Below are 249 nucleotides of genomic sequence, written 5' to 3'. Positions count from 1 at the left end.
CCCATTGCCCGCCCGAGCCGGCCGAGACGGGGAAGTCGGAATCGCCGAGCCGCACCCGGACCTTGTCGATCGGCAGGCCCATCATCTCCGCCGCGGTCTGGGCGATGATGGTGTAGCTGCCGGTGCCGATATCGGTCATGTCGGTCTCGACCGTGACGATGCCCTCTCGGTCCAGCCGCACCCGCGCGGCGGATTTGGTCAGCAGGTTGTTGCGGAAGCCCGCCGCCATGCCCATGCCGACCAGCCAGC

General features: G+C 69.1%; 1 protein-coding gene. It reads right to left on the bottom strand.

Going from position 1 to position 249, the window contains the following annotated elements:
• A partial coding sequence (locus L1I42_RS16180) for a molybdopterin cofactor-binding domain-containing protein (RefSeq protein WP_236115785.1) occupies positions 1-249 on the bottom strand: 249 nt, incomplete at both ends.

Source organism: Maritalea mediterranea (assembly GCF_021568695.1).
GTDB lineage: Bacteria > Pseudomonadota > Alphaproteobacteria > Rhizobiales > Devosiaceae > Maritalea > Maritalea mediterranea.
This window is presented reverse-complemented; position numbering and strand designations above follow the sequence as displayed.